General features: G+C 31.7%; 20 protein-coding genes and 1 tRNA gene. 16 read left to right on the plus strand and 5 right to left on the minus strand.

The window, feature by feature from the left end:
- The first annotated feature begins 48 nt into the window (after nt 1-48).
- Genes H0I30_RS04650 through H0I30_RS04660 form a run of 3 tightly spaced genes read left to right on the plus strand, consistent with a single transcriptional unit; the run spans nt 49 to nt 957 of the window.
- Nucleotides 49-408, plus strand: a complete 360-nt coding sequence (locus H0I30_RS04650) for a YtxH domain-containing protein (RefSeq protein WP_218773144.1) — start codon at nt 49-51, stop codon at nt 406-408.
- Complete coding sequence (locus H0I30_RS04655) at nt 408-770, plus strand: hypothetical protein (RefSeq protein WP_218773145.1); 363 nt, start codon at nt 408-410, stop codon at nt 768-770. The genes H0I30_RS04650 and H0I30_RS04655 overlap by 1 nt, the downstream gene beginning before the upstream one ends.
- Nucleotides 751-957 carry a hypothetical protein gene (locus tag H0I30_RS04660; RefSeq protein WP_218773146.1) on the plus strand — a complete coding sequence of 69 codons (207 nt, stop codon included), beginning with the start codon at nt 751-753 and terminating at the stop codon, nt 955-957. The genes H0I30_RS04655 and H0I30_RS04660 overlap by 20 nt, the downstream gene beginning before the upstream one ends.
- 100 nt (nt 958-1,057) lie before the next feature.
- Here the strand turns inward: H0I30_RS04660 and H0I30_RS04665 are convergent, their stop codons facing one another.
- The 4 genes from H0I30_RS04665 to H0I30_RS04680 are packed head-to-tail and all read right to left on the minus strand — an operon-like array spanning nt 1,058 to nt 5,383.
- A complete protein-coding gene (locus H0I30_RS04665; RefSeq protein WP_218773147.1) occupies nt 1,058-2,221 on the minus strand; it encodes a sigma-54 dependent transcriptional regulator in 1,164 nt (387 codons plus the stop codon).
- A gap of 47 nt (nt 2,222-2,268) precedes the next feature.
- Nucleotides 2,269-3,114 (minus strand): mechanosensitive ion channel family protein, encoded by an 846-nt coding sequence (locus tag H0I30_RS04670; RefSeq protein ID WP_218773148.1) that lies wholly within the window; start codon nt 3,112-3,114, stop codon nt 2,269-2,271.
- A gap of 13 nt (nt 3,115-3,127) precedes the next feature.
- The gene (locus tag H0I30_RS04675; RefSeq protein ID WP_218773149.1) at nt 3,128-4,450 is read right to left on the minus strand and encodes an ABC transporter permease; all 1,323 of its coding nucleotides are present in this window, start codon (nt 4,448-4,450) and stop codon (nt 3,128-3,130) included.
- A gap of 3 nt (nt 4,451-4,453) precedes the next feature.
- On the minus strand, nt 4,454-5,383 hold the full coding sequence (locus H0I30_RS04680; RefSeq protein WP_218773150.1) for an ABC transporter ATP-binding protein: 930 nt from the start codon (nt 5,381-5,383) through the stop codon (nt 4,454-4,456).
- A gap of 189 nt (nt 5,384-5,572) precedes the next feature.
- Between H0I30_RS04680 and H0I30_RS04685 the strand changes: the two genes are divergently transcribed.
- The 8 genes from H0I30_RS04685 (at nt 5,573) to H0I30_RS04720 (ending at nt 16,042) form a co-directional block, all read left to right on the plus strand.
- On the plus strand, nt 5,573-6,031 hold the full coding sequence (locus H0I30_RS04685) for a MarR family winged helix-turn-helix transcriptional regulator (RefSeq protein WP_218773151.1): 459 nt from the start codon (nt 5,573-5,575) through the stop codon (nt 6,029-6,031).
- Between the two features lie 18 nt (nt 6,032-6,049).
- Complete coding sequence (locus tag H0I30_RS04690) at nt 6,050-8,455, plus strand: 3-hydroxyacyl-CoA dehydrogenase/enoyl-CoA hydratase family protein (RefSeq protein ID WP_218773152.1); 2,406 nt, start codon at nt 6,050-6,052, stop codon at nt 8,453-8,455.
- Nucleotides 8,456-8,460: 5 nt separating this feature from the next.
- Nucleotides 8,461-9,651, plus strand: a complete 1,191-nt coding sequence (locus H0I30_RS04695; protein WP_218773153.1) for an acetyl-CoA C-acyltransferase — start codon at nt 8,461-8,463, stop codon at nt 9,649-9,651.
- Between the two features lie 18 nt (nt 9,652-9,669).
- Nucleotides 9,670-11,466, plus strand: coding sequence for an acyl-CoA dehydrogenase family protein (locus H0I30_RS04700; protein ID WP_218773154.1), 1,797 nt, complete (start codon nt 9,670-9,672; stop codon nt 11,464-11,466).
- Nucleotides 11,467-11,777: 311 nt separating this feature from the next.
- Nucleotides 11,778-12,998, plus strand: a complete 1,221-nt coding sequence (locus H0I30_RS04705; RefSeq protein ID WP_218773155.1) for a cyanophycinase — start codon at nt 11,778-11,780, stop codon at nt 12,996-12,998.
- Nucleotides 12,999-13,026: 28 nt separating this feature from the next.
- On the plus strand, nt 13,027-13,674 hold the full coding sequence (locus tag H0I30_RS04710; RefSeq protein ID WP_218773156.1) for a class I SAM-dependent methyltransferase: 648 nt from the start codon (nt 13,027-13,029) through the stop codon (nt 13,672-13,674).
- A gap of 150 nt (nt 13,675-13,824) precedes the next feature.
- Nucleotides 13,825-15,666 (plus strand): PLP-dependent transferase, encoded by a 1,842-nt coding sequence (locus H0I30_RS04715; protein ID WP_218773157.1) that lies wholly within the window; start codon nt 13,825-13,827, stop codon nt 15,664-15,666.
- 16 nt (nt 15,667-15,682) lie between these two features.
- Nucleotides 15,683-16,042 (plus strand): cupin domain-containing protein, encoded by a 360-nt coding sequence (locus H0I30_RS04720; RefSeq protein ID WP_218773158.1) that lies wholly within the window; start codon nt 15,683-15,685, stop codon nt 16,040-16,042.
- A 58-nt stretch (nt 16,043-16,100) separates the two neighbouring features.
- Here the strand turns inward: H0I30_RS04720 and trxB are convergent, their stop codons facing one another.
- A complete protein-coding gene (trxB, locus tag H0I30_RS04725; protein ID WP_218773159.1) occupies nt 16,101-17,039 on the minus strand; it encodes a thioredoxin-disulfide reductase in 939 nt (312 codons plus the stop codon).
- 175 nt (nt 17,040-17,214) lie between these two features.
- Between trxB and H0I30_RS04730 the strand changes: the two genes are divergently transcribed.
- From H0I30_RS04730 to H0I30_RS04750, 5 genes are all read left to right on the plus strand, one after another.
- Nucleotides 17,215-17,289, plus strand: a tRNA-Pro gene (locus H0I30_RS04730).
- A 203-nt stretch (nt 17,290-17,492) separates the two neighbouring features.
- Nucleotides 17,493-18,752, plus strand: a complete 1,260-nt coding sequence (locus H0I30_RS04735) for a site-specific integrase (RefSeq protein ID WP_218773160.1) — start codon at nt 17,493-17,495, stop codon at nt 18,750-18,752.
- Nucleotides 18,753-18,806: 54 nt separating this feature from the next.
- Nucleotides 18,807-19,220, plus strand: a complete 414-nt coding sequence (locus H0I30_RS04740) for a hypothetical protein (RefSeq protein WP_068704607.1) — start codon at nt 18,807-18,809, stop codon at nt 19,218-19,220.
- A gap of 108 nt (nt 19,221-19,328) precedes the next feature.
- Complete coding sequence (locus H0I30_RS04745; RefSeq protein ID WP_218773161.1) at nt 19,329-23,057, plus strand: efflux RND transporter permease subunit; 3,729 nt, start codon at nt 19,329-19,331, stop codon at nt 23,055-23,057.
- Nucleotides 23,054-24,271: a TolC family protein gene (locus H0I30_RS04750; protein WP_218773162.1), complete on the plus strand. Its 1,218-nt coding sequence runs from the start codon at nt 23,054-23,056 to the stop codon at nt 24,269-24,271. Before H0I30_RS04745 ends, H0I30_RS04750 begins: the two co-directional genes overlap by 4 nt.

Here is a 24,271-nt window from a genome sequence, read left to right on the forward strand (position 1 = left end):
AATTACCTTTGTAGTATCAATAATTATTAACCTAAAAACAAGATAAACATGAGTGATGATAAAAATATTTTTGGAGTATTAGTAGGAATGGCAGTTGGTGCCGGAATTGGGGTGTTATTTGCACCAGATAAAGGAAGTAAAACAAGACAAAAAATAGCAGATGGCGCTGTTTCTGCAAAAGAAACTATTGTTACAGAAGCTACACACCTTAAAGACGAAGTTGCTACAAGAGCTGAAGCTTTAAAAAACAATGTTTCTGATACTTTAAGTACAAAAAGTCATACGTTAGAAGAAAAATTAGACACCATTATTACGGACGCTAGTTACAAGGCTGAAGATGTAATCTCTAACTTAGAATTGCGTCTTAAAACATTAAAGGCTAAGAATAAAAAATTACAAACTAAATAATGTCTGTTTTTAAATCTTTACACACAAATTCAGAAAGAGCGATCGAAAAAGGCGAAGATTTTATTAAAAATTCTGAAAAATACTATAAGTTAAAAGTTTTTCAGGTTTTAACCTCTTCTCTTAGCATGATTTTTAATTTTGCTATTATAGGTATTTTTATACTTATTGCCTTTATATTTTTAGCTGTTGCAATGTCATCAGTTATTGGTAAGTATTTAAACAATCCTTTTTTAGGATATATATTAGTTGCATTACTGTTTTTTGTTTTTGGACTTATTGCGTATTTAGTAAGAAACCGTATAGATAACTTTGTTATTAAAAGTTTATCTGAAAAATATTTTGATGATGAAGAAACACTATAAAAACAGCCAAGAAATAACTACCGAATTAAAAAAACTACGTCTTAAACGTGATATTTCTGTTGAAGAAATTAAACTGATAAAAGAGCAGTTAAAAGAAGATTTGTCAATTGCTAATTGGATAAGAACATTGGCAACAAATCTTGGTAAATTAGGTGCTTATAATTTTGCAAAAAAAATGATGAAATAACGTGCTATATGAATACAGGAATTTTATTTAACGAAAAATACCTAGAAAATGTTTTAAAACATCTTCTAGGTATTTATATTTAATCGTAATTTTACTATCCCTATTTACTTGCAAATAATTTTATATCATTTTCTGACACTTCTTTCTCTCCAAGAATAATTAAACGTTCTACGACATTACGCAACTCTCTAATATTACCTGTCCAATCATATTCTTGCAACAATTTAATGGCACTTTTCGAAAAGCCTTTCTTTGGCATTCCTTGTTCTGTTGATATTTTCTCTGAAAAGAAATCTACCAATAACGGAATATCATTTCTTCGATCATTTAATGCTGGTACTTTTATTAAAATTACCGCTAGTCGATGGTATAAATCTTCTCTAAATCTTCCTTCTGCAATTTCCTCTTTTAAATCTTTATTGGTCGCTGCTACAATACGCACATTTACCTTTATATCTTTATCAGAGCCTACACGCTGAATCTTATTTTCTTGCAAAGCACGCAATACTTTTGCTTGCGCCGATAAACTCATATCACCAATTTCATCTAAGAAAATAGTTCCTCCATTTGCGGCTTCAAACTTACCTGCTCTATCTTTATTTGCTCCTGTAAAAGATCCTTTTACATGACCAAACAGCTCACTTTCTATTAATTCAGACGGAATCGCAGCACAATTCACTTCAATCATTGACCCTTTTACTCTGTCTGATTTTTCGTGTAACCAATGTGCCACCAACTCTTTTCCGGTTCCGTTCGGACCAGTAATTAAAACGCGTGCATCGGTAGCTGCTACTTTTTCAATAATTTCTTTAATGTGAGTAATCGCATCACTCTCACCAATCATTTCGTAATTCTTGCTTACTTTCTTTTTTAACCGCTTGTTTTCTACAACCAATTCTTTTTTATCTAAAGCATTACGAACCGTATTTAATAAACGATTTAAATCTGGCGGCTTAGAAATATAATCGAATGCTCCTAAACGCATCGTATTTACAGCGGTATCAAGATCTCCATGTCCAGAAATCATTACTATAGACGTTTCTGGTTTCATTTTTTTAGCTTTTTCTAACACCTCAACACCATCCATTTTTGGCATTTTAATATCACATAAAACTAAATCATAATCATTGTTTTTAATCATTTCAAATCCTGATAATCCGTCTTCAGCTTCTTCAACCTGATACGCATCATTTTCTTCTGAAATAATTTTTTTTAACACCCTGCGGATTGCAGCTTCATCTTCTATTATTAATATTTTCGACATATATGTATTATCTTTTTAATAATTTTTAAAATGTAAGAACCAAGCCACTATGCTTTCTTTTCAATAATATGAATATCTCTTTGAGGAAACGGAATTGAAATATTGTTTTCTCTAAACAATTCATCTATCTTAAATCGTAATTCGCTCTTTGGTATTTGTGCCTGAAAACTATCATTTAATGTAAAAACAAGTTTAAAATCTAAAGAACTATCTCCAAAATTTTCAAAAAATACTACTGGCTCTGGATGACTAAAAACTTTTGGATGAGAAATTGCTGCCGATAACAATAATTTTTTAACCAACTGCACATCGCTTCCATAGGCTACACCTAATTTTACGCTTTCACGAGTTGTGGTTCCGTTTTGAGTCCAATTATACAAACTATTCGTTAAGTACTTATGATTAGGAATTACCAATACTCTATTATCAATCGTTACAGCTCTTGTAGTACGCAGTTTTATTTCTTCTACCCTACCAACTTTATCATCTAACTCTATAATATCGCCCACATGTACACTTTTATCAAGAATGATAAAAACACCAGATATAATGTCTTGAAAAAAAGTTTGCAATGCTAAACCAATACCTATTAATAATGCTGATGACGCTACTAATATAGCACTTAAATTAACTCCTGCAGAAGATAAACTTATTGAAAAAACAATTAAATAAAGAAGCCAACTTGCAAAAGAAAAAATAGTATCAAACTTATTTTCATCCTCTTTTTCTAACCTATTCTTTACAAATTTTTTAAAATACTTAAGAATAAACCTTACTATTATAAAGGCTATAATTAACAATAAAATTGTTTTTACTGTTATATCTATTTCCTTGCCCCCTAAAGGCACTTTAATGTTTAAAAAACTTGTGATCTCTTTTAATATATCTTTCATTTTAAATAATTATTTAACCGTTATAACGAATCCATTTCCATAAGTCTTTATACGTTGGTTTTTTACCGTACATTAAAATACCTACGCGGTAAATTTTTGCTGCAAACCATACAATTAGCATAAATGTAAGGATTAGGATTAACATTGATATTGCTATTTCCCACCAAGCTACACCAAACGGAATACGCATTAACATTACAATTGGTGATGTAAAAGGAATGTATGAAAAAATTACGGATACAGGCCCATGAGGATCGTTCATTACTGTAGCGAAACCAACATATACTCCTAAAATTAAAGGCAACATTATTGGCATCATAAATTGCTGTGTATCGGTTTCATTATCAACTGCGGCTCCTACTGCAGCAAATAATGAGCTATACAACATATAACCTCCTAAGAAATAGAAAATAAATAAGAAAAACATTTTTAACAAAGGCAACCTAAGTATTTCCTGAATAATCATTTCACCTTTACCTCCTGCTGCTTTTTGCATCGCTTCCATTTGTTCTGCGGGTACTTTTGCAGATTGCATTTCTATCATATCAACTCCAAAAACTGATGAAGCTACTAAACTAAATATCAACAATAAAATTCCCCAAATGAAAAATTGCAACAAACCTGCAGATGCATTACCTATAATTTTACCTAACATTAACTGAAAAGGTTTTACTGAAGAAACAATTATTTCAATTATTCTACTTGTTTTTTCTTCAATAACACTTCGCATTACCGAAGTACCATAAATCATCACAAACATCATTAATAAATAACCAGCTAAACCACCCATTGCAATTTTTAATCCGTTTATTAATTTAGAAGATTTTTCGCCTGAGAAATTAAACATTTTTATATCTGTCGACATTTTTGATGCTTTAATTTGTGCTAAATCAATGCCGAATTTTGTTAATTTTTCGTTTTGCAATGTTTTATCAACCTTGCTTTCTAAATTCCCCATGATTGACATACTTGGCGAATCTTTTGAGAAAAACTCAATTGAATTTGCCAATACTTCCAAGCTATCTATTTCAGGGATGTATAGCGCTCCGTAATAATCACCATCTTCTACCTTCTTTTTAGATTCTTCAATTCCGAGTGCTGTAAAATCTTCGTATTTAACTGTTTTAGAATCTTTAAAGATATCTTTAGAAAACAAACCTGACTCATCTACATAAACTATTTTCTTAACTTTTTCGTCATTTTTTTTCATCAAGAAAAAAACCAGCGCACCCATACCAATCATTAATAACGGACTTAAAAAAGTCATCATTATAAACGATTTATTTCTAACCTTAGCAATGAACTCACGTTCTATAATTAATCGTAATCTGCTCATCTTTTAATTGTTTTTATTTACTGCCTGAATAAAAATATCGTTGGCACTTGGTATTAATTCAACAAAATGCTGTACTTGTCCTTGGGTTGTTAAAAATGACAATAAATCATTTGCTGAATTACCGTTGGTTAATTGTACATTTAATTTTAATCCATCATTTAACAATTTAAAATCAGCTGGTAGCACATTAAAGCTCTCTTTCAACTTAGCTTCAACATCTTTCGGATTTGCCGTGTTTACACCTACCTGAAAAGTATTTGTTCTAAACTCTTTTTTAATATCATCTAACTTACCGTCTAAAATCTTGTTAGATTTATCTATTAAAGCAATATAATCACACATTTCCTCTACAGATTCCATTCTGTGTGTAGAAAATATTATGGTTGCTCCTTCATCGCGAAGTTGTAAAATTTCTTTTGCTATTAATTGTGCATTAATCGGGTCGAAACCAGAAAAAGGCTCATCAAAAATTAATAATTTGGGCTGATGTAATACCGTTACGATGAACTGTATTTTTTGTGCCATTCCTTTAGAAAGCTCTTCAATTTTTTTATTCCACCAAGCACCAATATCAAATTTATCAAACCAATATTTCAGTCGTTTTTTGGCTTCAGCTTTACTCAATCCTTTTAACTGTGCTAAATACAAAGCTTGCTCACCAACTTTCATCGATTTATACAAACCACGTTCTTCTGGTAAATAACCAATATACTCTATATGATTAGGAGCTAGTTTTTCTCCATCTAAAATAATTTCACCACTGTCAGGCATTGTAATTTGATTAATGATTCTAATCAAAGATGTTTTTCCTGCTCCGTTTGGTCCTAAAAGCCCGAAAACGCTTCCTTTAGGAATTTGCAATGACACATTATTCAACGCCGTATAATCACCGTAACGCTTTACTACATTATTAATTTCTAATAAATTATTCATCGATTTTATAGTTGATTAGCTGCTGTTTGTCGCAAACCAGCAATGACAAACTTACATATTTTTACATTGATTAGTAACATCTTTAAAGCAAACGTTACATATTAATTCAGTGTTAAATTTACTATGCACGCATAACTTTTTTCAAAAATACTATGCATGCATAATAAATTTCTGTATCTTTGGCTTCACATGGATAAAAATAAATCAATAGATCACCAACTAAGAGCCACATGGCAAGCTGTTGCAAAAATGTACAATGAGCAAGCTGCAAAGCATGACAGTACGATGGCAACTGCTTTTGTTTTATTGAATATAGATTTTGAAAAAGGAACTCCATCAACTGCTTTAGGTCCGTTAATGGGAATGGAGCCTACAAGCCTTTCTAGGTTATTAAAAACAATGGAAGATAAAGGTGTTGTTTGCAGAGAAAAAAGTCCTACCGATGGAAGAAGCGTTATTATAAAACTTACAGATTACGGTAAAGAAATGCGTCAAATTTCAAAAGGTCATGTCTATCAATTTAACAACGAAGTACGAAAACATATTACTGAAGAAGAATTAAATTTATTTTTTAAAGTAACAACAACCATAAACAAACTTATTACAGAAAAAACGGTATATAATAGTACCAATAAAAAAGCTGTATAAAAACAAACCTATAAACAAATGACAAGAAGAATTAAAAAAGTAGCAATCGTCGGTTCTGGAATTATGGGAAGCGGTATTGCTTGTCATTTTGCTAACATTGGCGTTGAAGTCTTATTATTAGACATTGTTCCTAGAGAACTTAACGACAAAGAAAAAGCAAAAGGACTTACGTTAGAAGACAAAGCTGTTCGTAATCGTTTGGTTAATGACGCTTTAACAGCTTCTTTAAAATCAAAGCCATCTCCTATTTATAAAAAAGAATTTGCAAGTAGAATTACTACTGGAAATTTAGAGGATGACATTGCTAAAGTTGCCGATGTAGATTGGATTATGGAAGTTGTTGTTGAACGATTAGATATTAAAAAAATCGTTTTCGAAAAATTAGAAAAATATCGTACTCCTGGTACTTTAATTACTTCTAATACTTCAGGTATTCCTATCAAATTTATGAATGAAGGAAGAAGTGAAGATTTTCAAAAGCACTTTGCGGTAACTCACTTTTTTAACCCTCCACGTTATTTAAAATTATTCGAAGTTGTTCCTGGTCCTGATTGTAAACAAGAAGTAACTGACTTCTTAATGGATTACGGTTCTAAATTCTTAGGAAAAACTTCAGTATTAGCTAAAGATACACCTGCTTTTATTGGTAACAGAATTGGAATCTTCGGAATTCAATCTTTATTTCACCAAGTAAAAGAATTAGGGTTAACTGTTGAAGAAGTTGATAAATTAACCGGTCCGGTGATCGGTCGCCCAAAATCAGCAACTTTCAGAACTGTTGATGTTGTTGGTTTAGATACTTTAGTACATGTTGCTAACGGTATTTATGAAAACTGCCCTAACGACGAAGCTCACGAATTATTTAAACTACCAGGTTTCATTAACACTATGATGGACAATAAATGGTTAGGAAGTAAAACAGGGCAAGGTTTCTATAAGAAATCAGTAAATGCTGAAGGAAAGAAAGAAATTTTAACGTTAGATTTAGATACGATGGAATATCGTTCTAAAAAACGTGCTTCTTTTGCTACTTTAGAATTAACAAAAACTATTGACAAACCAATTGATCGCTTTAAAGTATTAGTTGGCGGAAAAGATAAAGCGGGTGAATTTTACCGTAAAAACTTCGCAGCAATGTTTGCGTATGTTCAAAATAGAATTCCAGAAATTTCTGACGAATTATATAAGATTGACGATGCTATGAAAGCTGGTTTCGGTTGGGAAAATGGACCTTTCGAAATTTGGGATGCTGTAGGTGTAGAAAAAGGTATCGAATTAATAAAAGCTGAAGGAAAAGAGCCAGCTGCTTGGGTTACCGAAATGGTAGCTAAAGGAGAAACTTCTTTCTATACAGTTAAAGAAGGAGCAACTTACTTTTATGATGTTACTTCTAAAGCACAAACTAAAAAGCCAGGTCAAGATTCATTTATCATCTTAGATAATATTCGTAAAACTACCGAAGTATTTAAAAACTCAGGAGTTGTTATTGAAGATTTAGGAAATGGAATCTTAAACTGTGAATTCCAATCTAAAATGAACACCATTGGTGGCGATGTTTTAGCTGGATTAAATAAAGCGATTGACTTAGCTGAAAAAGATTTCCAAGGATTAGTTGTTGGTAACCAAGGAGCAAACTTCTCGGTTGGAGCAAATATCGGAATGATTTTTATGATGGCTGTAGAGCAAGAATATGACGAATTAAACATGGCTATCAAGTATTTTCAAGATACAATGATGCGCATGCGCTACTCTTCTATTCCTACAATTGCTGCACCACATGGTATGTCTTTAGGTGGTGGATGTGAATTATCATTACACTCAGATAAAGTAGTTGCCGCTGCTGAAACCTATATGGGATTAGTCGAATTTGGTGTTGGAGTTATCCCTGGTGGTGGTGGTTCTAAAGAAATGGCCTTACGTGCTTCTGACACTTTCCGTACCGGAGATGTTCAGTTAAACGTATTACAAGAGTATTTCTTAACTATTGGTATGGCTAAAGTAAGTACTTCTGCTTATGAAGCTTTCGATTTAGGATTATTAGAAAAAGGAAAAGATGTAGTTGTTGTAAACAGAGAACGTCAAATTGCTGAAGCTAAAAAGCACGCTGTATTAATGGCTGAAGCTGGTTATACACAACCTGCTGCACGTAAAGATGTATTAGTTCTTGGTAAACAAGCATTAGGTGCATTTATGGTAGCAACGGATTCTATGCAAGCAAGTAATTTTATATCAGAACACGATCAGAAGATTGCAAATAAATTAGCCTACGTAATGGCTGGTGGAGATTTATCAGAACCAACAAAAGTTTCTGAACAGTATTTATTAAACCTAGAACGCGAAGCTTTCTTAAGTTTATGTTCAGAGCGCAAAACATTAGAGCGTATTCAGCACATGTTAAAAACTGGTAAACCATTAAGAAACTAAGAAATATGAAAACAGCATATATAGTAAAAGGATATAGAACCGCCATAGCAAAGTCTAAAAGAGGTGCGTTCAGATTTAAAAGAGCTGATGAATTAGCTGCTGAAACTATCGAATATATGATGGAGCAGTTACCTGATTTTGACAAAAGTCGTATCGACGATGTAATTGTTGGTAATGCAATGCCAGAAGGTTCTCAAGGTTTAAATATGGCACGTTTAATCTCTTTAATGGGATTAAAAACAGAGGATGTTCCTGGAGTAACCGTAAACCGTTTTTGTTCTTCAGGAATAGAAACTATTAGTATGGCAGTTGCAAAAATTCAATCAGGAATGGCTGAATGTATTATTGCAGGTGGAGCTGAAAGTATGAGTTCTGTACCAATGACAGGATTTAAACCAGAATTAAACTACGATACAGTTGCAGCTGGTCATGCAGATTATTACTGGGGTATGGGAAATACTGCAGAAGAAGTTGCTAAGAAATACAACGTTTCTCGTAAAGACCAAGATGAGTTTGCTTTACAATCTCATTTAAAAGCATTAAAAGCACAAGAAGAAAACCGTTTTCAAGATCAAATTGTTCCTATTAAAGTTGAAGAAACTTATGTAGATGCAAACGGAAAACGCGCAACAAGAGAATATACAGTAACCAAAGATGAAGGACCTCGTAAAGGATCTAACATTGCAGGTTTAGAACGTTTAAAGCCAGTATTTGCTACGAACGGAAGTGTTACTGCTGGTAACTCATCTCAAACAAGTGATGGTGCTGCCTTTTTAATGGTTATGAGTGAAGATATGGTGAAAGAATTAAACCTTAAACCAATTGCTCGTATGGTAAGTTATGCTGCCGCTGGAGTACCACCTAGAATTATGGGAATCGGACCAGTTGCTGCAATTCCAAAAGCATTAAAGCAAGCAGGATTAAAACAAGAAGATATTAGCTTAATTGAATTGAACGAAGCATTTGCTTCGCAATCATTAGCTGTAATTCGCGAATTAGGATTAGATGCAGACATCATTAATGTAAATGGTGGAGCAATTGCATTAGGACACCCATTAGGATGTACTGGAGCAAAATTATCTGTTCAATTATTCGACGAAATGCGCAAGCGTAATATGCAAGGAAAATACGGAATGGTAACAATGTGTGTAGGTACTGGTCAAGGTGCTGCAGGTATTTTCGAATTCTTAAACTAACAACAAAAAATAACAAAAATGGCAGATTTATTAAGAGGAGGTCAATTCCTTGTAAAAGAAACAAAATGTGAAGATATATTCACACCAGAAGATTTTTCTGAAGAACAAGTAATGATGAAAGAAGCGGTTAAAGAATTTAACGACCGTGAAATCATTCCTCATAAAGTACGTTTCGAACAGAAAGATTATGCTTTAACCGAAGAAACTATGCGTAAAGCTGGTGAATTAGGTTTCTTAGGTGTGTCTGTTCCTGAAGCTTATGGCGGATTAGGAATGGGATTTGTTTCTACCATGTTAACTTGTGATTATATCTCAAGTGGTACAGGTTCTTTTAGTACTGCTTTTGGTGCGCATACAGGTATTGGTACAATGCCAATTACTTTATATGGTACCGAAGAACAAAAACAAAAATTTGTTCCTGCTTTAGCAATGGGTGAGCGTTTTGGTGCTTACTGCTTAACAGAGCCAGGTGCTGGATCGGATGCAAACTCTGGTAAAACAACTGCCGAGTTAACTGAAGACGGAAAAAACTATAAGATCAACGGTCAAAAAATGTGGATTTCGAATGCAGGTTTTGCTGAGATTTTTATCGTTTTTGCTCGTATTGGTGATGACAAAAATATTACTGGTTTTATCTTAGAATATGACAAAGCAAATCCTAACGGAGTCACTTTAGGTGAAGAAGAACACAAATTAGGTATTCGTGCCTCTTCTACGCGTCAAGTATTCTTTAGCGATACTTTAGTACCGGTAGAAAATATGTTATCTACTCGTGGTGGTGGTTTTAAAATCGCTATGAATGCATTAAATGTAGGTCGTATTAAATTAGCCGCTGCTTGTTTAGATTCTCAAAGAAGAGTAATCACTTACGCTACACAATATGCTACAGAACGTAAGCAATTTAAAACTCCTATTGCAGAGTTTGGTGCTATAAAAATGAAATTAGCTGAAATGGCAACTAATTCTTACGTAGGTGAATCTGCGTCGTATAGAGCTGCTAAAAATATTGAAGACAGAATTTCAATGCGTGAAGCAGAAGGAAGCAGTCATCAAGAAGCTGAATTAAAAGGTGTTGAAGAATATGCAATCGAATGTTCTATCTTAAAAGTTGCTGTTTCTGAAGATGTACAAGATTGTGCTGATGAAGGAATTCAGATTTTTGGAGGAATGGGATTCTCAGAAGAAACTCCAATGGAGTCTGCTTGGAGAGATGCTCGTATTGCTCGTATTTACGAAGGAACTAACGAAATTAACAGATTACTTTCTGTTGGTATGTTAGTAAAGAAAGCAATGAAAGGTCATGTTGATTTATTAGGGCCAGCAACAGCTGTTGGTAACGAATTATTAGGTATTCCTTCTTTTGATACTCCAGATTACTCAGAGTTATTTGCTGAAGAAAAAGAAATCATCGCGAAGCTTAAAAAAGTATTCTTAATGGTTGCCGGTGGTGCCATTCAAAAATACGGACCAGACTTAGAACAGCACCAACAATTATTAACTGCTGCTTCTAATATTTTAATTGAAGTTTACATGGCAGAATCTGCTATTTTAAGAACTGAAAAGAATGCAAAACGTTCTGGTGAAGCTTCTCAAAAAGAGCAAATTGCAATGTCTCAGTTATATTTATACAACGCTGTAGATATCATTATCAAAAATGCTAAAGAAGGAATTATTTCTTTTGCAGAAGGTGATGAGCAACGTATGATGTTAATGGGTCTTAAGCGTTTTACAAAGTACGCAAACTACCCTAACGTAGTTGAGTTACGTAACACTATTGCAGAAAAATTAAAAGCAGAAAATAAGTACTGCTTCTAATCCTCTAAGAGGAATTAAGTAATAATATATTTCATAATTAGCCAAAGTTGTTAGCGTAACAATTTGTTATCTAACTGTAATAGCTAATTACTGATTTAAAATCTTCTTAAACTTTATAGGTTTTAGAATTTAGTTGTTTGTTTAAAGATCGTCAAATTAATTTTTGACGGTCTTTTTTTATTCCCTTAACTTTAAGTTATTAATAGTATTTTTAAACAATAGTTTTTGTTTAAAAAAACCATCCAACAAAAAAATAAAACTTTCTTCTTATTTATAACTCAATAAGGTTACTTATAGAAACAAAACACATTATGAAAATCAGAAAAGTAGTATTCAAGAATTTTAACCTAGCGCCAATATTTTTAATTTTCATCATATTCTTCACTAGTTGTCATAAAGAGAATAAATTAAATCAAACTAAAAATGAATCTATTGGCCCTAAAAATGGAACGCTTTTAATTGGTGGAGGAGGAATGACTGATGAAATGTGGCAAGTATTTTATGAATTAGCAGGAGAAAAATCGGCAAAACTTGTGGTAATCCCAACTGCTTTTGATGAAAACTCGATAAATTACGATCCTGATTTTAAAATTTTAGAAAGACAATTTATTTCTCGTGGTTTTGACAGTATTAAGTTTATGCATACAAGAGACACACTTATTTCAAATAGTAATAATTTTATAAAACCGTTAAAAACTGCTACTGCTGTTTGGCTTACCGGTGGCAGGTCGTTTAGAACTTCGGCTGCTTATTTAAATACAAAAACACATACCGAATTAAAGAATGTTTTAAATCGTGGCGGTATTATTGGCGGTCATTCCGCTGGTGCTTCTATTCAAGGTTCTTATTTAGCAAGAGGTGGACGAAAACCAAATGATAATTATAAAATCTTTAATGATTTTAATACTGGTTTTGGTTTTGTTACAAACACAGCTTTCGACCAACATCACTTAGAAAGAAACCGACAGTATGATATGTTTAAGTTATTAAAAGTTGAACCAAAATTATTGGGTATCGGTGTTGATGAAAACACGGCTATTATTGTTCATAAAAATGAATTTGAAGTAATTGGAGATAAATATGTTGCTATTTACGACAACACTTTTTGGTCTAATTATTTTAATAAAATAGATTCATCAGAAACAGGGAAAAATAAGTTTTATGTTTTAAAAAATGGTGAAAAGTATAATCTAAAAAAAAGACGAGTACAACGAAATAAATTTATTAACCCCAAAAAAATCACTTCCAAAGAACTAAAAAAATATGTTGGTAATTATCTCTTTGAAAAAAGTAAAGTTTTGTGGAATAACATTTTAATTGAAAATGACACCCTTAAGTTTCAGGTTGTAAGGCGAAATATCATTCGAAAATCAATTCCGATTTATGCTTATGATAAAGATATATTTTTTGATGTTGATGCAGAGTTATGGTTTCATTTTAAAAGAGATAGCTTAGGTAAAATTATTAGTTTTAATAAACGAACACATCAATTTATAAATAGTAAGAACCGAAAATTTAATAAAACCGAATAATAGCTGTTTTACAAATATTTTATATCACATGGAAGATCGATATATAGAAACACACAAAACTTGGAATATTATTGCAAAACAATATGAGGAGAAGTTTATGGAGCTTGACTTATACAACGGCACTTATAAAATATTTTGCGATTTACTATCTAAAAAAAATACGGTTATACTTGAAATTGGTTGTGGACCAGGAAACATTACAAATCAAATTTTACGCCTTAACCCTACTCTAAAAATTTTAGCTACAGATGTTTCAACGAACATGATTAGCCTAGCTAAAAAGAATAATCCTACTATTAAAACGCAGGTTTTAGATTGCCGAAACTTAAAAACAGTACAAAATACTTTTAATGGAATTATATGCGGATTTATAATTCCTTATTTATCAAAAAAAGATTGCTCAAAACTTATTTCAGATTGTGCTAACATATTAGATAATAAAGGTGTTTTATATTTAAGTTTTGTAAACGGGTATCCCGAGAAATCAGGATTCATATCAGGGAGTTCAGGAAACAGCGTTTACTTTTATTATCATGAATTAGAAACGATCAAAAAAGAATTAAAACTCCATAATATGCTTATTACCAACATAATTGAAAAAGAGTATAAAAAATCAGATTCAACCTTTGAAACACACACTATATTAATTGCAAAAAAAAGCAATAATAAACAATGATAATTGTAAGTAAACTATTCTTATTTGACTACTTATAAAACATTAATAAAATAACGTTAATAAGCGATAAACAAAGCTTAACAAAACGTGTTGCAATATTTTTAAAAAAATCTAATTAACGTATATTGCAACCTATTAAAAGTGAATATTATGCAAGAGAATAAAATAGTAAATTATATTAAAGATGTACTAAAAAATATGCCAGCAGGTTGGTTAAATATTACAACACATCGATTAGATATTTATAATGAAAAATTAGCAAAAACAGAATTTTTAGAGAAGTTTGAAACTTTATACAACAATAATAATTCTGAATTAAAAGCACTTGATCAGTTACCAACTGCATATGATTATATTCGTTTAGGACACCCGTTATCTTGTGTTTTAGAATGGGGAATTGCCAATTTAAACAACCTTAAATCAGAAAACGTAATTAGTTTTGATTCTAAGACAGTTCCTGTTTTAGCAATCTTAAGAAAAAATTTATTAGAAAATAAAAACACTCAAATAGTTTATAAAGGTGAGTTACCTGACTATTTTGATATTAAAACTATTCAGCATGTTTATGGTTATAAATTTGAGTTGAAGCAACTTAAAGAAACAGCTGAAACTCCTGAATTTGATGGTAGCACAATATTCATTTCTCAGCAAGATGAAACTGGTTCACTTAACTTAAATACTGCTATTGATTTTTTCATCAATATTCATTCTCAAATAGGAAGTGTTTTAGTTATAAACGGCGAGAAGAACGAAAGTTATATTTCAGATATTCAGCATGTAAGAAGAAGAGAAACTGTTGCTATGACACCTAGTAATTCTCTTATGGCCTTAAAAGCTTTAACGAGCAAAACATCCATTGAAAATGAAAAAATTGATAGTTCAAATAAAGCGAGTGTTTTAAATTCTATTAAAAAAATTACTGGAGCAAATACAAAACCATTAGTAGCATCAAGCGGATTATCTATTCAGTATGCTATTTTAATGGGACTGATACATGACGCCCTAGAGAAAAATAACGGAAAAGATATAAAAATAATTGTACCACCTAATTGTTATGGAGGAACAAATGACCAAGCAAGGCGTGTTGCTGCTTGTATTGAAAATGTTGAAATTGTAGATTTACCGGTAGATGGTGATAATGATATGGTACAGAGTATTGAAATTGTGTTGGCAAAAATCGCTAGCCAAGATGCTGTTCCGTATATTATTGCTGAAATACCTACAAACCCTAGAGTTGAAGTTCCTAACCTTATAGAATTGAAAGAAGTTTTAAGTAAAAAACGCACAACTTCTTCTGGAGAAATAGCCATTGATCCTGTTTTTATTCTAGATCAAACATTTTGTCCGAATGTTCATTTTTTAGGTGAAAATGAAATTCTATCAACTGTAAGAACAATTTCTTTTGCTAGTGGATCTAAATTTCCTAGTGGTGGACAATGTACTGCTGGTTATTGTATTGGTAACGAAAAAACAACTGCATTAATCGATAAAATAGAAATGCATTTAAATCTTTGCGATAATGAAGCTACAGAGTTTCAGTATGAAATATTAGCAAAACAAATGCCTTCTATGAATCAGCGAATTATAGATGCTTATAAAAACACCCGTGAATTTGTAAACTTTATTCAGGAGGTTTTACCTGCTGCTAAAATTAATTTTGTATCAGAAGAATTAGCTGAACAAGGCTTTACTCCTTCTGTTTTTTCTTTAGATCTTCCAACAAAAGGAAATTCTGATGAAGAAAGAGAAACCTATAAAAGAGCTTTAAATTTAAAGTTAATCAATTTAATGATTACTGAGATTCCGAATGAAAGTAAATACTGTGTAAGTTACGGACAATTAAAAGGTTGTTATTGGACGATACCAGCAACATCAACACAAGGAACCACTAAAGAAGGTGACAAAGATTATATTGCACGCGTGTCTCTTTCTCCTGATATGGATCTTGACCGTCATAAAAAAGTGTTTTTAGATTTTGTAAAAAACATCTAGTTAAAATCTTCCTATCATGAATATAAACGCCGAATTTAAAACTATAGAACATTATTTTTCTCCTAAGATAATATCAGAAGTTAATGATCAATATGTAAAATTAGCGAAGATTAGAGGAGAAGATATTCCTTGGCATAATCATGAAAACGAAGATGAACTGTTTTTTATTTCTGAAGGTTCTTTATTAATGGAAATTGAAAATGAGCCTAGTTTTACAATGACTAAAGGAGATTTATTTGTTGTTAAAAAAGGCGTAAATCATCGAGTATCCGCAAAAAAAGAATGTTTGATTATGCTTATTGAAAGTAAAACAACCAAACATACAGGAACTACAGAGTCGACTATTACGAAATCAATAGAAGAACAAAAATATTAATCATAAAAAAAGCTTCCAAATTTGGAAGCTTTTTTTATTCTAAGAGTAACTTAGTTACTTATTTTAAAGCTCCTAAATAACGCTCAGCATCTAAAGCTGCCATACAACCTGATCCTGCCGCAGTAACTGCCTGACGGTATTCTTTATCTTGTATATCACCTGCTGCAAAAACTCCTGGTAAATTTGTCTTCGTAGACTTTCCTTTGGTTATTAAATAACCAACTTCATCCATATCTAAAACATCTATAAATAAATCAGAATTTGGTTTGTGTCCAATCGCTATAAAAACTCCTGTAACTGCGATTTCTTTTTTATCTTTTGTTTGGTTGTTTACAACACGAACACCTTCAACAACATCTTTTCCTAAAACCTCATCTAATTCAGTATTATATAATACTTCAATATTTGCTGTTTTATCTACACGGTGCTGCATTGCTTTAGAAGCTCTCATATGATCTTTACGCACTAGCATTGTAACTTTATTACAAATATTTGCTAAATACGTTGCTTCTTCTGCTGCAGTATCTCCTGCTCCAACTACAATAACATCCTGTCCTTTATAAAAGAAACCATCACACGTAGCACAAGCGGAAACTCCACCACCAATTAAACGTTGTTCACTTTCTAATCCTAAATATTTAGCTGTTGCACCTGTTGAAATAATTATTGTTTCAGCCTCTATCTCGATAGTTTCATCAACAATAACTTTATGAATACCACCAATCTCTGTACTTAGATCAACTTTTGTAACCATTCCAAAACGAACATCTGTACCAAAACGTTCAGCTTGTTTTTGTAAATCGTTCATCATTGCTGTTCCATCAGTTCCGTTTGGATATCCTGGGTAATTATCTACTTCGGTAGTTGTTGTTAACTGCCCCCCCATTTGCATACCTGTATACATAATAGGTTTCATATCTGCTCTTGCAGCGTATATTGCAGCACTGTATCCTGCTGGTCCTGAACCAATAATCAAACATTTAATTTTTTCTGCCATCGTCTTAATTTTTTTGGAATTACAAATGTAATTTTTTTTTAGTTCTATTATCTTTTTTTAATATATATTTTGATTATTAGGCAATAAACTAAAGCTATATTCTTTTCTGAAAATTTTTAATATTTTTTGTTTCAGATGTGTTTATTTTTTATACATTTGCACACCGATAATTATTCGGGGTGTAGCGTAGCCCGGTCATCGCGCCTCGTTTGGGACGAGGAGGTCGCAGGTTCGAATCCTGCCACCCCGACAAAATTAATAATCAATTAACATCAAAACCTTGGTAATCGTAAGATTATCGAGGTTTTATGATTTTTAAGCAATCATAAGATTTGATATTATTTGATTAAAAAAGTGACCTATTCGGTTACCATTTTATAATAGGTATATAGGTAACCGAATTATTGATTTGACTTTCGTCAGTAAACAAATGTTTAACTAAAGACGAAAGATATGAAAACTTCGACAACGTTTAGTATTCTGTTTTGGCTCAAACTATCAAAAGCTAAAAATGGAAAAGCACCTCTTTATGCACGTATAACGGTAAATGGGAAAAGAGCAGAAATTAGCCTCAAACGAAAAATTAAAATTGAATTTTGGAGCTCTGCCAAAAACAAAGTAAAAGGAACCAACCAAGAGGCTCGAATTATTAACGCATATTTGGACCAGGTATCTTCAGAGCTTCACCAATCCAAAAACGAATTAAAATCCGAAGGTAAGATTACTTCAGCTCAAACCGTTAAGGCTCGTTACCTAAAAGAAGATGAACAAAATTATTCTTTAAATGATATCATAAAATATCATAATGAAGATATGGTAGGGAAACTCAAATGGGGTACTCAAAAAAATTACTTCACAACACAAGGGTACATTGCAGATTTCATTTTTGTAAAATATAAAGTTACAGATATGTATTTAAAGCAATTGGATTATAATTTCATTTTAAAGTTTGAAAAATACTTAAGAAATTTCACACCCACAGATCACCAAAAACCAATGGGTAACAATACTGTAATGAAGCATATTGAACGCTTTAGAAAAATGATTACACTATCTTATAAACTGGAATGGATTGAAAGAGATCCGTTTATAAACTTCAAATCTAAATTTGTAAAAGTAGAAAGAGGCTATTTAACTGAAATGGAATTGAACGAAATTGAAGAAAAAGATTATTCAATTGAAAGATTACAATTAGTAAAGGATCTATTTGTTTTCGCCTGTTACACCGGCTTGAGTTATATTGATGTAATAAACTTAACAGCAAGTGATATTAATTATGGGATAGATGGCGAGTTGTGGTTAATTATGAAAAGAGAGAAAACAAATAATGCCTTACGAATTCCTATACTACCTAAAGCACTTACTTTAATTAATAAGTATAAAGAAAATCCAAAAGCATTAGCAAATGCTACTGTATTTCCAAAAATGTCAAACCAAAAATTAAATGCTTATTTAAAAGAAATAGCAGATTTATGCAGAATAGAAAAGAATCTAACATTTCATCTGGCACGACATACATTTGCTACAACAGTAACTTTAAGTAATGGCGTACCTATTGAAACAGTATCTAAACTTTTAGGTCATTCTCGCATTTCAACAACACAAATTTATGCTAAAGTGATTGAACGTAAGGTAAGTGATGATATGAAAACATTAAGAGCAAAATTTGAGAAAGGTGTAAAAACAACCAAAAACCAATCAAGTTTTATTTAAAGCAAAGTTAAAATCTATTCAAATTGAATTAAATTTTATACCTTTGTTTTCAATATGAAACAAGTATTCCATAAAATAATGTCACTTTTAATGGCTTTTGTAGTGTTATTTTCTACAATGTCATTTACTGTAGATATGCACTATTGTGGAGATACTTTAATGGATACAGCTATATTCCATAAAGCAGAAACCTGTGGAATGGAAATGGAAAACCCATTAACTGATGGGTGTTCTATAACAAAAAAGAATTGTTGTAGTGATGAACAATTAGCTGTTGATGGTCAAAATGAATTACAACTTCAAGTTGATAAAATTACTTTTGAGCAGCAGGTATTTATTGCTTCTTTCGTATATACTTACATTAACCTTTTTGAAGGGTTAGATAATAACGTATCTTCTTTCGAAGAATACGAACCACCACTTGTCGTCAAGCAAATCTTCAAGATTGACGAGACTTATTTAATTTGATTTTTAAACATTAGACTGTTTTATCCTATGGCTGTATGTCATAAGGATGATTTTTTGTATTCGGTGTTTTCTTAACACCTATGTCTAACTGTTTAATAATCAAAGACAATGCTAAATAAAAGCATCAAATTTTTAATAGAAAATAAACTCGTAGCAGTATTATTACTTGTTCTCTTTATAGGCTGGGGAACGGTAAATGCACCATTTAATTGGGAAACAGGATTTTTACCAAGTAACCCTGTAGCTGTAGACGCTATTCCCGATATTGGAGAGAACCAACAAATAGTATTTACTAAATGGGATGGTCGTTCACCACAAGATATAGAAGACCAAATAACCTATCCATTAACAACATCTTTACTCGGTATTCCAGGAGTAAAAACCATTCGTAGTTCGTCTATGTTTGGCTTTTCAAGTATCTATATCATTTTTGAAGAAGATATTGAGTTTTACTGGAGTCGTAGTAGAATATTAGAAAAACTCAACTCGTTACCAAGCGGATTATTACCCGAAGGTGTTAATCCTGCTTTGGGTCCAGATGCCACAGGTTTAGGACAAATATTTTGGTACACTTTAGAAGGTCGTGATGAAAAAGGAAACGTTACTGGTGGTTGGGATTTACAAGAATTGCGAAGTATTCAAGATTACTACGTAAAATACGGATTGTCGTCTGCAAGTGGCGTTTCTGAAGTTGCTTCAATTGGTGGTTATGTTCAAGAATATCAAGTGGACGTGAATCCAGAATTAATGCGTCAATACAATATTGGTTTAAATCAAGTTGTAAAAGCCGTTAAAAGTAGCAATCAAGATATTGGAGCACAAACTTTAGAAATCAATCAAGCTGAATATTTAGTTCGTGGTTTAGGATATATAAAATCGATTGATGATATTGAAAACGCAGTAGTTACATCCGAAGATTTTACAGCAATCAAAATAAAAGATATTGGTAAAGTTTCTTTAGGTCCTGCAACAAGAAGAGGTTTGTTAGATAAAGAAGGTGCAGAAGTTGTTGGAGGTGTCGTAGTTGCAAGATATGGAGCAAATCCTATGGAAGTAATTACGAATGTAAAAGCTCAAATTGAAGAATTAAAAGGAGGTTTACCAACAAAAGTTTTAGCTGATGGTAGAACATCACAAGTAACTATTGTTCCTTTTTACGATAGGACAGAATTAATTGAAGAAACTTTAGACACACTAAATGAAGCGTTAACATTAGAAATTTTGATTACCATTTTGGTAATTATTGTAATGGTTTTCAATCTTCGAGCTTCTATTTTAATATCTGGTTTATTACCTGTTGCAGTTTTAATGGTTTTTGTAACGATGAAACTATTTAATGTGGATGCAAATATTGTAGCACTTTCAGGTATTGCAATTGCGATAGGAACTATGGTTGATGTTGGCGTAATTCTCGCCGAAAATATGATTCGTCATTTAGATGATAAAAAGTTACAAACTCGTGAAGATGGAACAAAATATACTACAGACGAAGTAATTTATAATGCAACTGCAGAAGTTTCTGGTGCCATTTTAACAGCAGTTTTAACAACAATTATAAGTTTTGTACCTGTTTTTACAATGATTGGTGCAGAAGGAAAATTATTTAGACCTTTGGCGTTTACAAAAACAATGGCACTATCAGCTTCTTTGGTTATTGCTTTGTTTTTAATTCCCCCTTTTGCAGCTTATTTATTCAGAAAAACAACACTAAAAAAATCTTTTAATCATATTATAAATATCGCTTTAATAGTGGCTGGTATTGTAATTACAATTAGTGGTTATTGGTTGGGTGTAATTCTAATTGCTTTTGGAGTTAATGGTTTATTAGTTGTTATAGGAAAACTAAACAAGAAAAATAACAACCTTATAAATATCATTATTTCTTGTACTGCTATTATATTCTTACTTGCAGAATATTGGCGACCACTAGGTTTTGACAGAAGTATCTTTATCAACTTAATTTTTGTAGCCATTATTTGCTTTGGTATTTTAGGAATATTTTCAGTTTTTAGAAAATATTATAGTCAAATTCTACAATGGGCATTAGCAAATAAAGTGTTGTTTTTAATGATACCAACATCAGTTCTTATATTTGGATTTTGGATATTTTATAACACAGGTAAAGAATTTATGCCCTCTTTAAATGAAGGTTCTTTTTTACTGATGCCAACCTCAATGCCACATTCTGGTGTCGAAGAAAATAAACGCGTTTTACAACAATTGGATATGGCAGTAGCAACCATTCCAGAAATTGAAACTGTGGTTGGTAAAGCTGGTAGAACAGAATCTGCTTTAGATCCTGCACCTTTGTCAATGTATGAAAATATGATTCAGTATAAAACTGAATATATGAGAAATTCAGAGGGAAAAAGACAACGTTATAAAGTAAATGAAGATGGTGCTTTTGAATTGAAAAATGGTGGTTTTGTAACAAATCCAAATAATACTGAAAATGTCTCCTTGAGCGCAGTCGAAAGGTCTCAACTTATCGAAGATGAAGATGGAGAATACTACAGAAATTGGCGATCAGAAATTAGTTCTCCAGATGATATTTGGAATGAAATTGTCAAAGTCACCAAATTACCAGGCGTTACTTCTGCTCCAAAATTACAACCCATAGAAACAAGATTGGTAATGCTTCAAACAGGTATGCGTGCACCAATGGGAATAAAAGTAAAAGGGCAAGATTTAAAACAAATTGAAGCTTTTGGTTTGCAATTAGAGAGCCTTTTAAAACAAGCAGAAGGTGTTAAAGTAGAAGCTGTTTTTGCAGATAGAATTGTTGGTAAGCCATATTTACTGATTGATATTGATAGAGAAAAAATAGCACGTTATGGAATTTCTATTGAAGACGTTCAGAATGTTCTAAAAGTTGCAGTTGGTGGTATGCAATTAACTCAAACTGTGGAAGGAAGAGAACGTTATGGTATTCGAGTTCGTTATCCAAGAGAATTGCGTAATAATCCTGAATCGATAAAAGACATTTATATTCCTATTGAAAAAGGGAATCCTGTTCCTTTAAGTGAGTTAGCAACGATTAGATATGAGCAAGGTCCACAAGTTATAAAAAGTGAAGATACTTTTTTAATTGGTTATGTACTGTTTGATAAATTAGATGGTTTTGCAGAAGTTGATGTAGTAGAAAATGCACAAAAATTGTTTCAAAAAAAAATAGATTCTGGTGAATTAACGGTTCCAAAAGGCATCAGTTATAAATTTACGGGAACTTATGAAAACCAATTACGTGCAGAAAAAACACTGTCTGTTATTGTTCCATTGGCATTAGCAATTATTTTCTTGATTTTATATTTCCAGTTTAAATCGGTTGCTACATCATTTATGGTTTTTACAGCCATAACCATTGCTTTTGCAGGTGGTTTTATTATGATTTGGTTATATGGGCAAGATTGGTTTTTCAATTTTAGCTTTTTTGGTGAAAATATGCGAGACTTATTTAATATGAAAACCATCAATTTAAGTGTGGCAGTTTGGGTTGGTTTTATTGCATTGTTTGGTATTGCTACAGATGATGGTGTAGTTATGGCAACCTATTTAACACAAACTTTTAAACGTGAAAAACCTGCAGATAAAAAGAGCATACGAGCTTCAGCTTTGGAAGCTGCAGAAAAAAGAATTCGTCCTTGTTTAATGACTACTGTTACAACAATTTTAGCATTATTACCAGTTTTAACCTCTACAGGAAAAGGTAGCGATATTATGATTCCAATGGCGATTCCAATTTTTGGAGGAATGGTCATAGACATTACATCTTATTTTCTTTTACCTGTTTTATATAGTTGGAGAGAAGAATTCAAATTAAAAAAAGCAAACAAATGAAAAATTTAATTTTTACACTCATAAGTTTTTTGGCTTTTGGTTTTTCAAATGCACAAGAATTAAATGTACTTATTGAGCAAGCTCTTAAAAACAATCCAGCAATTCAAAAATTTGAACTGCAATATAATATTGCATCAGAAAAAGTGAATGAAGTAAATACATTGCCAAATACTGAATTTGGTGTTGGGTATTTTGTAAGTGAACCAGAAACCAGAACTGGTGCACAACGTTTTAGAATTTCTGTGAAACAAATGTTGCCTTGGTTTGGTACAATTACTTCCAGAGAAAGCTATGTTTCTTCTATGGCAAAGGTTAAATATGAAGATATTGTAATTGCCAAGCGAAAACTAATTACTTCAGTTTCCCAATCATATTATAATTTGTATGCAAATAAAGCAAAGCAAAATGTTTTAAAAGAAAATATAAAACTACTTCAAACTTATGAAACATTAGCATTAACATCCGTTGAAGTTAATAAGGCATCTATGGTAGATGTATTGCGTTTGCAAATGCGCCAAAATGAAATGGAGCAATTATTGGCAATTTTAAATCAACAGTATTTAGCAGAACAAACTACCTTCAATAAGTTATTGAATCGTGATAAATCAATTTTTATAAATGTTGTTAGTGATTTGAATTTTCCTGCAGAAAATTTTGATACCAAAACTAATAATTTATCAGTTCATCCAGAATTATTAAAGTACGATAGATTGTATCAATCTATAGAAAAATCAGAATTATTAAATCAGAAAGAAAGCGCTCCAATGATTGGTTTTGGTTTAGACTATATAAATGTTACAGAACGTCCAAATATTAGTTTTAGTGATAATGGTAAAGATATTTTGATGCCAATGGTAACCCTTTCTATTCCTATTTTTAATAATAGTTATAAATCAAAAACCAAACAAAACAGCTTACAACAAGAAGAAGTTTTAGCACAGAAGCAAGAACGAAAAAATAAATTAGAAACGTTTTTAGATAAAGCAAAAAACGAACGTATTTCTGCAAGAATTAGTTATAAAACACAAACTAAAAATCTGAAACAAGCTAAAAGTGCAGAAGAAATTCTAATTAAAAACTACGAAACTGGTACTATAGATTTTAATGATGTTTTAGATATTCAAGAGTTACAATTGAAGTTTGAAATGAATCAAATAGAATCTATAAAATCTTACTTCGTACAAACCACAATTATTAATTATCTAACCAATTAA

It is taken from the genome of Tenacibaculum sp. AHE14PA (assembly GCF_019278465.1).
Classification (GTDB): Bacteria; Bacteroidota; Bacteroidia; order Flavobacteriales; family Flavobacteriaceae; genus Polaribacter; species Polaribacter bernardetii.

What these genes read in the sequence shown, in the direction of transcription:
- H0I30_RS04650 (WP_218773144.1), top strand. Translation starts at nt 49, where the DNA reads ATGAGTGATGATAAAAATATTTTTGGAGTATTAGTAGGAATGGCAGTT.
- H0I30_RS04655 (WP_218773145.1), top strand. Translation starts at nt 408, where the DNA reads ATGTCTGTTTTTAAATCTTTACACACAAATTCAGAAAGAGCGATCGAA.
- H0I30_RS04660 (WP_218773146.1), top strand. Translation starts at nt 751, where the DNA reads ATGATGAAGAAACACTATAAAAACAGCCAAGAAATAACTACCGAATTA.
- H0I30_RS04665 (WP_218773147.1), bottom strand. Translation starts at nt 2,221, where the DNA reads ATGTCGAAAATATTAATAATAGAAGATGAAGCTGCAATCCGCAGGGTG.
- H0I30_RS04670 (WP_218773148.1), bottom strand. Translation starts at nt 3,114, where the DNA reads ATGAAAGATATATTAAAAGAGATCACAAGTTTTTTAAACATTAAAGTG.
- H0I30_RS04675 (WP_218773149.1), bottom strand. Translation starts at nt 4,450, where the DNA reads ATGAGCAGATTACGATTAATTATAGAACGTGAGTTCATTGCTAAGGTT.
- H0I30_RS04680 (WP_218773150.1), bottom strand. Translation starts at nt 5,383, where the DNA reads ATGAATAATTTATTAGAAATTAATAATGTAGTAAAGCGTTACGGTGAT.
- H0I30_RS04685 (WP_218773151.1), top strand. Translation starts at nt 5,573, where the DNA reads ATGGATAAAAATAAATCAATAGATCACCAACTAAGAGCCACATGGCAA.
- H0I30_RS04690 (WP_218773152.1), top strand. Translation starts at nt 6,050, where the DNA reads ATGACAAGAAGAATTAAAAAAGTAGCAATCGTCGGTTCTGGAATTATG.
- H0I30_RS04695 (WP_218773153.1), top strand. Translation starts at nt 8,461, where the DNA reads ATGAAAACAGCATATATAGTAAAAGGATATAGAACCGCCATAGCAAAG.
- H0I30_RS04700 (WP_218773154.1), top strand. Translation starts at nt 9,670, where the DNA reads ATGGCAGATTTATTAAGAGGAGGTCAATTCCTTGTAAAAGAAACAAAA.
- H0I30_RS04705 (WP_218773155.1), top strand. Translation starts at nt 11,778, where the DNA reads ATGAAAATCAGAAAAGTAGTATTCAAGAATTTTAACCTAGCGCCAATA.
- H0I30_RS04710 (WP_218773156.1), top strand. Translation starts at nt 13,027, where the DNA reads ATGGAAGATCGATATATAGAAACACACAAAACTTGGAATATTATTGCA.
- H0I30_RS04715 (WP_218773157.1), top strand. Translation starts at nt 13,825, where the DNA reads ATGCAAGAGAATAAAATAGTAAATTATATTAAAGATGTACTAAAAAAT.
- H0I30_RS04720 (WP_218773158.1), top strand. Translation starts at nt 15,683, where the DNA reads ATGAATATAAACGCCGAATTTAAAACTATAGAACATTATTTTTCTCCT.
- trxB (WP_218773159.1), bottom strand. Translation starts at nt 17,039, where the DNA reads ATGGCAGAAAAAATTAAATGTTTGATTATTGGTTCAGGACCAGCAGGA.
- H0I30_RS04735 (WP_218773160.1), top strand. Translation starts at nt 17,493, where the DNA reads ATGAAAACTTCGACAACGTTTAGTATTCTGTTTTGGCTCAAACTATCA.
- H0I30_RS04740 (WP_068704607.1), top strand. Translation starts at nt 18,807, where the DNA reads ATGAAACAAGTATTCCATAAAATAATGTCACTTTTAATGGCTTTTGTA.
- H0I30_RS04745 (WP_218773161.1), top strand. Translation starts at nt 19,329, where the DNA reads ATGCTAAATAAAAGCATCAAATTTTTAATAGAAAATAAACTCGTAGCA.
- H0I30_RS04750 (WP_218773162.1), top strand. Translation starts at nt 23,054, where the DNA reads ATGAAAAATTTAATTTTTACACTCATAAGTTTTTTGGCTTTTGGTTTT.